The 11,489-nt window shown below is 39.5% G+C and carries 11 protein-coding genes; 4 read left to right on the top strand and 7 right to left on the bottom strand.

Annotation, left to right across the window (positions count from 1 at the left end):
* Positions 1-11 precede the first annotated feature (11 nt).
* From E0D95_RS01570 to E0D95_RS01580, 3 genes are read right to left on the bottom strand one after another with little or no spacing between them, the layout of a single operon-like run.
* On the bottom strand, positions 12-1,064 hold the full coding sequence (locus E0D95_RS01570; RefSeq protein ID WP_130802231.1) for an aromatic ring-hydroxylating oxygenase subunit alpha: 1,053 nt from the start codon (positions 1,062-1,064) through the stop codon (positions 12-14).
* A gap of 17 nt (positions 1,065-1,081) precedes the next feature.
* The gene (locus E0D95_RS01575; RefSeq protein ID WP_130802232.1) at positions 1,082-1,381 is read right to left on the bottom strand and encodes a recombinase-like helix-turn-helix domain-containing protein; all 300 of its coding nucleotides are present in this window, start codon (positions 1,379-1,381) and stop codon (positions 1,082-1,084) included.
* 19 nt (positions 1,382-1,400) lie between these two features.
* Positions 1,401-1,706 carry a non-heme iron oxygenase ferredoxin subunit gene (locus tag E0D95_RS01580; RefSeq protein ID WP_130802233.1) on the bottom strand — a complete coding sequence of 102 codons (306 nt, stop codon included), beginning with the start codon at positions 1,704-1,706 and terminating at the stop codon, positions 1,401-1,403.
* Positions 1,707-1,980: 274 nt separating this feature from the next.
* Here E0D95_RS01580 and E0D95_RS01585 point away from each other — a divergent pair, with 274 nt between their 5' ends.
* Positions 1,981-2,793 (top strand): IclR family transcriptional regulator, encoded by an 813-nt coding sequence (locus tag E0D95_RS01585; protein WP_130802234.1) that lies wholly within the window; start codon positions 1,981-1,983, stop codon positions 2,791-2,793.
* A gap of 240 nt (positions 2,794-3,033) precedes the next feature.
* The gene (locus tag E0D95_RS01590) at positions 3,034-4,173 is read left to right on the top strand and encodes an FAD-dependent monooxygenase (protein ID WP_130802235.1); all 1,140 of its coding nucleotides are present in this window, start codon (positions 3,034-3,036) and stop codon (positions 4,171-4,173) included.
* Positions 4,174-4,244: 71 nt separating this feature from the next.
* Here E0D95_RS01590 and E0D95_RS01595 read toward each other — a convergent pair whose 3' ends face one another.
* A complete protein-coding gene (locus E0D95_RS01595; protein ID WP_130802236.1) occupies positions 4,245-5,525 on the bottom strand; it encodes an OprD family outer membrane porin in 1,281 nt (426 codons plus the stop codon).
* Between the two features lie 31 nt (positions 5,526-5,556).
* Positions 5,557-6,903 carry an MFS transporter gene (locus E0D95_RS01600; protein ID WP_130802237.1) on the bottom strand — a complete coding sequence of 449 codons (1,347 nt, stop codon included), beginning with the start codon at positions 6,901-6,903 and terminating at the stop codon, positions 5,557-5,559.
* Between the two features lie 480 nt (positions 6,904-7,383).
* On the opposite strand from E0D95_RS01600, the gene E0D95_RS01605 reads away from it, so the two are divergent.
* Together E0D95_RS01605 and E0D95_RS01610 are read left to right on the top strand one after the other, a co-directional pair.
* A complete protein-coding gene (locus E0D95_RS01605; RefSeq protein WP_130802238.1) occupies positions 7,384-8,460 on the top strand; it encodes an aromatic ring-hydroxylating dioxygenase subunit alpha in 1,077 nt (358 codons plus the stop codon).
* Positions 8,461-8,472: 12 nt separating this feature from the next.
* Positions 8,473-9,420 carry a PDR/VanB family oxidoreductase gene (locus tag E0D95_RS01610; RefSeq protein WP_130802239.1) on the top strand — a complete coding sequence of 316 codons (948 nt, stop codon included), beginning with the start codon at positions 8,473-8,475 and terminating at the stop codon, positions 9,418-9,420.
* 58 nt (positions 9,421-9,478) lie between these two features.
* Here the strand turns inward: E0D95_RS01610 and E0D95_RS01615 are convergent, their stop codons facing one another.
* Both E0D95_RS01615 and E0D95_RS01620 read right to left on the bottom strand, forming a co-directional pair.
* Positions 9,479-10,159: a GntR family transcriptional regulator gene (locus tag E0D95_RS01615; RefSeq protein ID WP_130802240.1), complete on the bottom strand. Its 681-nt coding sequence runs from the start codon at positions 10,157-10,159 to the stop codon at positions 9,479-9,481.
* A 146-nt stretch (positions 10,160-10,305) separates the two neighbouring features.
* Complete coding sequence (locus tag E0D95_RS01620; protein ID WP_130802241.1) at positions 10,306-11,307, bottom strand: isopenicillin N synthase family dioxygenase; 1,002 nt, start codon at positions 11,305-11,307, stop codon at positions 10,306-10,308.
* Between the last annotated feature and the right edge of the window lie 182 nt (positions 11,308-11,489).

The raw sequence follows: 11,489 nt of genomic DNA on the forward strand, positions 1-11,489 counted from the left end.
TGTCAACATCCTTATGGGGTTTCAGTCAAAGAGGAAGTATCTAGCACTGCAATTTTCTTCAGTTGCTTCTCTGCTTCTTTTTTCATAAGACGACGCAAACGTGATAAACCAACATCATGCTGATACAGAAACTCTTTAGAACGTGCATTCGGTGCTAGATTTTCAAGAATAATTCGATCCTGCTCCAACACATCCCAATGTAATTTTTCTAAATGATTACGGTATAAGAAACGCCAAACATTTCGCTGCCAACCACTGACCTTACGACAACGCCAGAAAAATACACGGGTGTTATCAGCATCAATCGGTGTGGCAAAACCTACGATCCAGAACACACCTCCTGGACCAAATTCTTTACGATAGGGAATCGAAAGACGTAGCCAGCTTGCGCCTGTATTGCCATATTCCACCCAGTCAAAATTGACGCCTGTTTGACCTTCTTTTTCAAAAATGAATCCATGCTCAGTACTGCGATGTTTCATTTCTGCGGTACGCTCACCCTCTGCCATAGAGTGCGAAGTACAATGCAAATAGGTGCCATGCATGGGGTCCATCACATTATCAATGGCATATTGATGATTGACTTTCCAATCTGCCTGACACAAAAATGAACTCCAGTCTTCGCTGGCGAGCTGCTCAGGGAATTCGAGTTCCGCAGGTGCTTCATGTGTATCTAGTCCAAACCAGATAAAAATGGCATCGTGCTTTTCAACGATTGGGTAGCTTTTAACACATTCCGTCCCTTTCATTGGACATTCATGCACGGCTGGTACATCCACCACTACACCATCACCGCCCACTTCAACCCCGTGATACCAGCACGCCACACGATTTCCCAGATTCCAGCCTAAGGATAAACGTGCACCACGATGCGGACAGCGATCTTCAAGGGCATGCAGTTGACCATCTTGATCACGCCACACCACAATATTTTCACCTAGACGGGTAATTCCAACAGGATTGGCATTGACTTCCCAACTGGCGAGTACTGGATACCATTGATCACGTAAACCTAAATCAAGATATTCTTCAGTGCTTGGAGCTTGTTGATAAATTGCATTCATAGTTGTCTTCCCTGAACTTAATAACCCAAACGCTGCATTTCTTCAGTAAAGCTCTGCATGGTCCAGACTTCACCTGACTCACGACGAAAACCCTGCTGGTTTAATGCGCTAACCAAATCATTTAACTCAGTCACACCTGCTGCAAAAGCCTGTATCAGATGCTGGACAAAATCCTGCTCATAAACGGTAGGTTCTTTATAACGGGTCTGCCAGACTAGATGCTCGACCTGACCTGGGATCTGAATGTTATTAATACCCGCATCTTTTGCAGGTGTTGCATTAATCCAATTGGCCAGTTTTTCGTTAAATTGTTTCATGGTGAATTCCTTCTATCCATTACAGTTGAATCTGGATGTCCTGACCTTCCACACGTACGGGGTAGGTACATAAATCACGACATCCCGGCCCACTTTTCAGTTCACCCGTCTGGATATCGAAAATAGCTTCATGCAAAGGACATTCAACGGTCTGATCTTCAATAAACCCTTCTGTCAATAAGGCAAAGGCATGTGGACAGACGTTTTCGATTGCAAAATAATTTTCATCAATGACAAATACACCAATCTTTTTATCATTGACCTCCACTGCTTTTGGTTCATCTTCCGAGACATCATCAATGCCGCAAACTGAAATCCAACTCATTGTTTGAACCCTCGATTGTGTTTTATATGCAAAACTTTATTTGATTTTCAAAACATATACACAGAATAATCCCCATATACTTTTTATGTCAATAAATTAAAATTTATAATTTTCAATGTTTTGATAAATTATTAATATTTTATTACGTTTTATTGTGAAAAATTAGTTTTATATATAAACATTGTTTTATGAATTTAATATCATTACAATAGTTCCAAAATAAAGCAGTTTGCACCAATATTATCCCCTTTCTTTTTTTAGGAATTTTTATCAAATGAGCTTAGTCATTGAAGAAGATGTACAAGAAGTTGAAAGCACAAGAAACGACGACCGTTATTTAGTTCCAGGGCTTGTAAGAGGTTTAGCGATTTTGCAGGCTTTTAATCAGGAAGCGCAAGAAATGACCATTTCTGAAATTGCTGAAATTTTGGATGTGAACCGTTCTAGTGCATTTCGTCTGATTTATACGCTGGAATCTTGTGGTTATTTACGTAAAGCTTCACAAAAAACTTATGCGCTAGATTCAAAAGTGATGGAACTTGGATTTAACAGTTTATCCAAGCTTTCTTTACTGGATTTATCGACCCCTCTCATGAAAGAACTTCGTGATCAAACTAAAATCGCAGTTCATCTTTCAATTTTGGAAGGTACTCACATTGTATTTGTAAATAACATTCAATCGAGCGGACCATTTACCAGTACCATTAATTTAGGAACACGCTGGCCAGCGCATGCAACCGTGATTGGTCAATTGTTGTTATCTAATTTACCTGAAACTGAAATTCGTCAGCGTTATCGCAAATTTAATGAATGGGATACCTTTTCTGATCTCACACCAAAAAATCTCAAGGAATTGCTGCTACGTTTAAATTATGTCAAAACTCAGTCTTCAATGATCAGTTGGGGTCATTACAATAATGACATGGCAGCTTGTGCAGCTCCTATTTATCGTCAATCATCTAAAGATATGGTGGCTGTGTTGTCAGTGAGTTGCCCAATCACCACCTATGATGAACATACATTTAAACATATTATTTCAAATCAAGTTATTGATACTGCAAATAAAATTTCAAAATTTATTTATTAACACAATAGGCAAAGGATTGCCATTTTAATATAAAAACAAAAGATCACTAATTTAAATGCTTGATGATTTTGTCTTGCAAGCCCCTTTCTTTTTAAAAAATCTCAAAAACAAACAAAATAGTTGACTTGTGTTCAAATCAGCATAATGATAGTTCATGTTTTACATATACAACTTTGTTTTATTAATAAAACATATATTTTAAATTATCGTATTTCAATCAAACAAATAGTAGGTTCAGGTATGAGTGCTTTAAAAATTGCAATAATCGGTGGTGGGGTCGGTGGTTTAGCTGCTGCAATTGCGTTAAGAAAATATGGGCACGAGGTCACCGTGTTTGAACAGGCATCTGGTTTCTCCAGAGTAGGTGCCGATATCAACCTCACTCCCAATGTGGTTCGAGCGATTGATGGTTTAGGTGCGGGTGAAGCTATCCGAAAATTGGGAGCCATGCCAACCTATCGGATCAGCCGCGATTGGGATACAAGCTTAGAGACCTCTCGACTTGGCATGAGTCAGGATGCCGAACAGCGTTATGGCGCGCCACAAGTCACCATTCACCGTGCCGATATTATTAATGCCCTTGCTGCCTTGTTTCCAATTGAAAATATTGAGTTTTCCAAAAAATTAAAAACTTTGAAGCAACATGAAAATGGTGTACAACTTCATTTTGAAGATGGTTCAACGCAAGAATTTGACATTGTTGTCGGTGCTGATGGTATACATTCTCGAGTTCGTACCGCACTATTTGGTGAGGAATCTCCTCGTTTTACCGGAATTGTATCATTCCGCTCTGTCGTCCCGACTGAAAAAGTCAAACATGTCCCCGAAATAGAAGCGTTTACTAAATGGTGGGGGCCAGTTCCAGAACAGCAAATTGTAACTTTTCCACTGAATCAGGGTAAAGATACCTTTATTTTTGCGACAACAGGTCAGGAAAGCTGGACAGAAGAGTCATGGACCAGTGCTGGTGATGTCAATGAACTACGTGAATTTTACAAAGACTTCCACCCTGATGCTAAAGCACTTTTGGATGCCTGTGAAAGCACTTTAAAAAGTGCCTTGTATGAACGTGATCCACTTCCTGCGTGGTCAATCGGAACCGTGACCTTATTGGGAGATGCCTGTCATCCCATGCTTCCTTTTATGGCGCAAGGTGCAGGGATGGCAATTGAAGATGCCGTAGTTCTTGGTCGCAGTTTACAAAATGCAAAAAACCAGCAGCAAGCTCAACAAGCGCTTAAAATCTATGAAAAAACTCGTCAGCAACGCACTGCACAAATTCAGTTGGGTTCACGTGGTAATCAATGGATGAAACAACAAGGAAATGCAGATTGGGTCTATCAATATGACGCATGGAATACTCCATTAGAAATGGAATAATCCACAATGAAAAGATAAGATCTAAATGATCTTATCTTTTTAGAGTTAGGCTCAACAGTTTCTTAAATCAATTAAAACTTAAAGCTATAATCGACATTTATGCGTGTTTCATTGGCTGAATGAAAAGTCATATTGGTAGGCATATCATTACGATAGTGAGAAAAACGTGCCCTCAGTCCAAGCCCTTTAAACCTCCCATCTGGAATACGATAACCCAAATCAAACTCTAACGAGTCCTCTTTAAAACGCTGATCTGCATAGTTTAGCAAGTCAATATCTTCGCCTTGAGCATAACGTGTCATAAAACGTAGACCATTCAATGACATATCACCCATTCGAACATCTTTAAAGTCATATTCATAACGGACGGAATACACTTTCTCGTCTTTATTGGAATAATCTGAACTCATAAAATCCAGCACCACGGGGCTTTCTGTTCCAGACAAAAATGGTAAGCCTGTTGAGCCAAATGCCTGCATATAACCCAAAGAAAGCGTATGGTTTTGATAGTTCAATCCAAATAAACCACTTAAATGACGGTTATCGACGTTGCCAACTTTACGCGACCCCGTATCTTCACTATTAAAAAAACGCACATCACTTAAAAAATTGAGCAGATCATTGAGTGGTTGTTTTCCATTGAATCCTAAAAATTGTTGCTGATAAATGTCTTGAAGTTCTGACTGATAAGCACGTACCCGATAGTTTTTAAAATGGTAGGCTCCCCCAATACTATAGAAATAATCTGCGGTTGCGACCTTTTCAAAACGACGATTAATATTGTCAATACCGACATCGGTATAACGGTTTGAATCACGTTGCCTTACTTCATCAACATAAAATCCTTCCAACTGTAAATTTGGAATTTCCGTCGAAAGAAGTCGCACCCCACGATAAGTCTGAGGAAAAAGCCGTGCGGGCGATGAAAAAATGGTCGGCAATAAAGGAACCAAATCTCCCACAAACAGTTCATTCTGGCGATACTTTGCCTTTCCAGTGATACCTATTTTCCCATAATAGTCATCACGTGTATTATCCGAATTGACCTGCAACAAACCACTTCGTGCGTAATCATCCGCATGATCACCCAACAAATTAAAGCCTGCCATGGCCAAGACATCAACACCAAAACCTAGCGCGCCTTCGGTATAACCTGACTGTCCTTTAAAAATAAGACCTTGCGCCCAGTCCCGAGCAGCTGTGTATGGATATGGATCTTTTTTATATTCACGATCAAAATAATAATTTCTTAAGGTTAACTCGGCTTGACTATCCGCAATAAACTCAGCATGTGCTAGTGGGGCAAATAATGGACACAAGCAGATCCCCACCCATATGGATGTCTTTTTCATTTTTTGTCTCTACAATTAAGTTTATATAAGATTAAGGTGTTGTTTTTAATAAATAAGCTTGATCTGACTGTTGACGATAAAAGGCTTTAGCCAAGCTTAGAATCAGAAAAATTGCGAGAATAAAAACAATGCCGTAATACGCATACAACGTTGCAGGTGATATTCCCTGATCCAGAAAAATACCCGCAACCGTTGGAGATAAAATCGCACCGATACGACCGAAACCAATCGCATAGCCCACTCCACGACTACGAATTTCTGCATCGTAAATTGTGGGTGAAATTGAATATAAACCTGCGACACAACCATTAATCAGTGTGCCAAGTAACAGTCCTACAATAAGTGCAATACTGACTTGCGAAGAAACCGCCACAAATAACCAGACACACACGGCAGTTAATCCCAAAAATATACTCAGGGCATAAAAGATTTTAATACGTGATGCCAAAAGACCAATAATTGCAGCACCAAAAATACCGCCGATACTAATTAAAATACCTGTGCTCACACCTTGCTCTGGTGACATTCCCATTGAAATTAAAATCTTAGGTGTCCAGCTCATAACAAAATAGAAACCAAACATCACCATAAAAAAAGCAAACCATAAGCACAAAGTTTGAAATCCAAGTTGACCTTTAAAGAGCTTGGCAATTTCTGATCCTTTATGTTGATGATTTTTTTCATAGTGTGGTAACGCCGACAGCAGATTGAATTGCATCCGTTGCATGACCGCGTTGACTTTTTCTAATGCTTGTTTTGGTTTTTTGGCAAACAAATAATCAAGTGATTCAGGCAATACCCATAGACTAATCAATAACATCAAGATAGTGGTCATACCACCTGCCAAAAATATCGAACGCCACCCCAAGTGTTCAATCAAAACCAGTGATAAAACGCCTCCCAACGTTGCACCAATACCGTAGCCTGTTGACATTAAACTTACCGCAAGACTTCTCCAGCGCGCATTGGCATATTCACTGGCAAGGACATTACTACTTGCCAAAATACCACCCACCCCTACACCTGTAATAAAACGTAGTACTGCCAGCATCTCATGACTATGTACAAAGGCACATGCCATCATGCTCAATCCTGCAATGCTTAGACAAACTAAAATGAGCAATCGTCGACCAATTTTATCGGCAAGTGGTGCTAAAAAAATGGAACCGGCGGCCATACCAAACAAACCTGAACTCAACAGCAATCCAATTTGTGCCCCTGAAAGAGACCATTCGGCTGAAACAGAAGGTGCGGTAAATGCCATAACCATGACATCAAAGCCATCAATAATATTAAGACAAAGACAAATCGTAATGACAAACCATTGATAACGGCTCATTTGATTTTGATTGATTTCACGAAGGACATCTCTTTCCATTTGCATATCTCCCAATCTGGAAAAGAGATACACACGACACTCCATCATGAGATGTTGGGTGATTATGCATATCCGTATCCATAATTGCCTGAAGGAATAATTTAATTGCAAAAAATAGCTGGATCTATTTTTTGGAGCTTCCTGCTCAATAGCAATACCAATACAATACTGGATCCATAAAATCAATTTTTTAGAAAAATTTTTGTGCGATTATCGTATTAGAAATACTTTATCTATAAAAAATCTTACTTAAATAATTGTTAATTATGATAAATAAAAAAAGTAAAAATGACCTCAAGACAAGCAACAAAAATCATAGCTAAGCACTTCTGATTTAATCATAAAGTTTTATAAAAAATAATTTATTTTAAATTACAAGCATATAATTATGATTAGACAAAAATCCTCCTAAATCATGACTTGACGTGAATTTTCAAAACACATAAATTGGATCCAATAAGTGATAAGGAGTCGTCACACATGTTTATAAAAAATGCCTGGTATGTTGCCTGCCGTCCTGAGGAAATTCAGGATAAGCCTCTTGGTCGTACCATTTGTGGAGAAAAAATTGTTTTCTATCGTGGTAAAGAAAATAAAGTCGCAGCAGTTGAAGATTTTTGTCCACATCGCGGTGCGCCATTGTCTTTAGGTTATGTTGAAGATGGCAATCTGGTCTGCGGTTATCATGGTCTAGTCATGGGCTGCGAAGGCAAAACCATCTCTATGCCAGCACAACGTGTCGCAGGTTTCCCTTGTAATAAATCTTACGCTGTCGTAGAAAAAATGGGGTTTATCTGGGTCTGGCCAGGTGAAAAAGCCTTAGCCAACGAAGCCGATTTGCCTGTTTTAGAATGGGCAGATAACCCCGAATGGCGTTATGGAGGCGGTCTGTTTCATATCCAATGTGATTATCGCCTCATGATCGATAACCTTATGGATTTAACTCATGAAACCTATGTGCATTCGAGCAGCATTGGTCAAAAGGAAATTGACGAATCATTACCAACAACTAAAGTAGAAGGTGATCATGTCATTACTGAACGTTATATGGACCATGTATCTGCCCCACCATTTTGGCAAATGGCATTACGTGGCAATCACTTAGCCGATGATGTGGCCGTGGATCGATGGCAGCGGTGTCATTTTTTCGCACCCAGTAACGTCCATATCGAAGTAGGTGTCGCACATGCAGGTCATGGCGGTTATCACGCGCCCAAAGATAAAAAAGTATCTTCGATCGTTGTCGATTTTATTACCCCAGAAACAGAAACATCCCATTGGTATTTTTGGGGCATGGCACGTAATTTCCAGCCAGACAATACTGCACTGACCGATCAAATTCGTGAAGGTCAAGGCAAAATCTTTACCGAAGATTTAGAAATGCTGGAGCAACAACAGCAAAATATTTTACGTAATCCACAACGTCAGTTACTGATGCTGAATATTGATGCAGGTGGCGTACAGTCCCGTAAAGTGATTGAACGCTTACTTGCTCAGGAAAATACTCCCTCTCCTGAAAAACAAAACCGTAAATTTCCCAATATTCGTGTAATTTAAGGAATTCCTCACATGGACGTGATCATCAATAAAATTCATCAACTGACTGCAAATATTCGTGCTTTTGAATTGATATCCGCAACTCCAGTTGCGTTACCCTCGTTTGAGGCAGGTGCGCATATTGATGTTCATCTTAAAAATGGCTTGATACGACAATACTCGCTCTCCAATTGTTGCAGTGAAACGCATCGTTATGTGATTGGAGTTTTGCATGATGACAACTCAAGAGGTGGTTCACGCTGTATCCATACTGAATATCAAGAAGGCGATCGATTGACCATTGGAGAACCACGTAATTTATTTGAGCTTCATCCAAATACCAAACAGGCTGTTTTATTTGCTGGGGGAATTGGCATCACGCCAATTTTAGCGATGGCCTATCGTTTAAAACATCAGCAGATTCCTTTTGAATTGCATTATTTTGTACGCAGTCATGAAATGATCGCATTCTATGGCAATTTGACTGAACATTTTGCCGAGCAAATTCATTTTCATATTCAAGATCAACCCGAAACACAATGTGATATGAAACAAGTGCTAAAAAATATTTCAACACAACGACATTTATATGTCTGCGGTCCAACGGGTTTTATGCAATTTGTTATGGATTCTGCCCAGCAAGCAGGTTGGTCGCCTGAGCAGTTACATCAGGAACATTTTGTCGCGCAACAAATTAATGAAAGTGAAAATAAAGCATTTACCATCGAAGTGCTTGGCTCAGATCTTAAAATCGAAGTTCATCCACATCAAACCGCAACTCAGGCTTTACTGGAAAATGGTTTTGATGTGCCAGTTTCCTGTGAGCAAGGAATTTGCGGAACCTGTATGATACGTGTGGTTGCAGGGATACCTGATCATCGTGATGTATTTATGACCGATGATGAACATGCCTTAAACAATCAATTTACCCCATGTTGCTCACGCGCAAAAACCAAGAATTTAGTCATCGACCTGACTTAACTTTTAAATTTTTACTCCTATACATTTGATCAGAAGCATGTGTAGGAGTTTTTCTAGTTTATAGCGACAAAATATGTTTGACTGTTTCGCCAAGCATGACCACAGAACTATGCTCTCGCATCAAATTTTCTGCACGTCCTGCCTGCCGTTGGACTAAGGCATCATAAATAGAACAATGCTGCAAATGAGCGTAATGTAAACGGCGATATTCTGATAAAGCACGAGATTGATCATAGGTCAGTGCTTGTGCAGAGGCCATTGGCAATTGATTATTTTTCGCTAATGCCTGCATTAAAGCAACATTACCTGCGCCTTGAATAATGATATCGTGAAAAATCACATTGTAATGATGATATTGTTCTAGCTCGTCATCGCCAAATTCAGTTTTACCTTCAAATAACTTTTCAGTTTGCTCAATACAGTGCTTTAAAGTCTTTTTCTGTTCTTCATTGATGCCCTTTTCCGCCAAAGTTTTCGCAGCCAAACCTTCAAGTACACCACGAACTTCGAGTGCATCTTGTATCAAGTCATCCGAAATTTCACGGATAATATAGCCCCGTGTCGGATTCTTAATGAGTAATCCTTCCTGTTCGAGTAGGCGAAAAGCCATCCTTATCGGTTGACGAGATACTCCCAGCATTTCAGCGGTAGGAATTTCTGCTATACGACTGCCTCCCTCAAGCTCACCTGCAATAATCATTTTTCTAAGCTTAATTAGAACTTGTTGTCCCGAAGACATAGCACCCACTTCTATTAAAAACCTCAATTGATGCTAGCAAGTTCAACTTACTTATGACAATGTTTTTCTTTTTGTTTTTCTCGCAAATAAATCATAAAAAAAGCAGCCCTAGAGCCGCTCATTCAGATCGAAAATTAAAGCTAAACTTAATACTTACCAGAGAAATTTGCACTGATGCGCTGTGCCAAATAATCTTTTGCAGTAATGTCTGGATATTTACCTTTTGGACTTTGAATCAATACATCCTCATTGGCTTGACAGAAAAATGCCAAACTATAACGTGCACCTTGGTATTCATGATCTGCTGGATTTTTTACACGATGGAAATTGGATGGTAAAACATCATCGCTCCAACGCATCAACATATCACCAATGTTACACGTGATTAAATCTTCGCGCGGCTCAATTGAAGTCCAGGCACGATTCTCCATTTCTTTGCCTGGACAAACCTGCAAACCGCCCTGTCCTTTTTGCTGGAACAATAAGGTTAAACAATCAAAATCGGTATGTGCACCTGCACGCCATAAACCTAGCTCATCTTTAAGTGCTGGATCGACTGCAAAATAATGCAACATCCGCAAGGTACTTTGATAAGTTTCTTTTGACGGGTCATGTGCCAAGGTAAAGAAATCTTCAGAAAAGCCCATTTTATAAGCAAAACAAGACAGAATTTTCATACCTACAGACCAGCATTGGCTTTCAAAATTCAATACTTGCGCTTTAAAATCAGGCAACTCTTGTTGGGTTGGCCAGAGATTAGTCATACGTGGACGCGTAATCTGATACGATTCTTTTTGATCCGGTGTTTTAGTCGATGGGCGAATTTGTGCTTTGCTTTCCCAACCCGCATTACGATTTAATGGATACTGAGCTTTGACATCACGAGGTAAGGCAAAAAATTGTTCAGCTAAACCAAATGCATGCTGGATTTCTGCTTGGGGAATACCATGATTAGAAACTTGAAAGAAACCGATTTCAACTGCGGCATCCCAAAGTTGATCTGCAATTTCATGTTTGCGCTGTTCAAAATCACTCAGATCAATAATCCGTACTTCGCGTTGGGTTTCGGTTCCCATCACGCCCATTACAGATTCTTTTTTTAATTCTTCTAAGGAAAATTCGGTATTACTGGTATTTAAACTGTTCATGCTTGTTACTCACATTAAAAAATCAACTTTAATGATGTAACTCAATTTCATGAAATGGGTCGAACATTCAATTGAGTCACGCTAAACGTTACTGCCCTGTTTGATAAAAATCTGGTATCTACAGTATCGTCTAGAGCAATGACCCACATAATGAATAGCTCAATATGTTGACAGCTTATACT

Origin of the sequence: Acinetobacter ihumii (assembly GCF_900625095.1) — a bacterium.
GTDB lineage: Bacteria > Pseudomonadota > Gammaproteobacteria > Pseudomonadales > Moraxellaceae > Acinetobacter > Acinetobacter ihumii.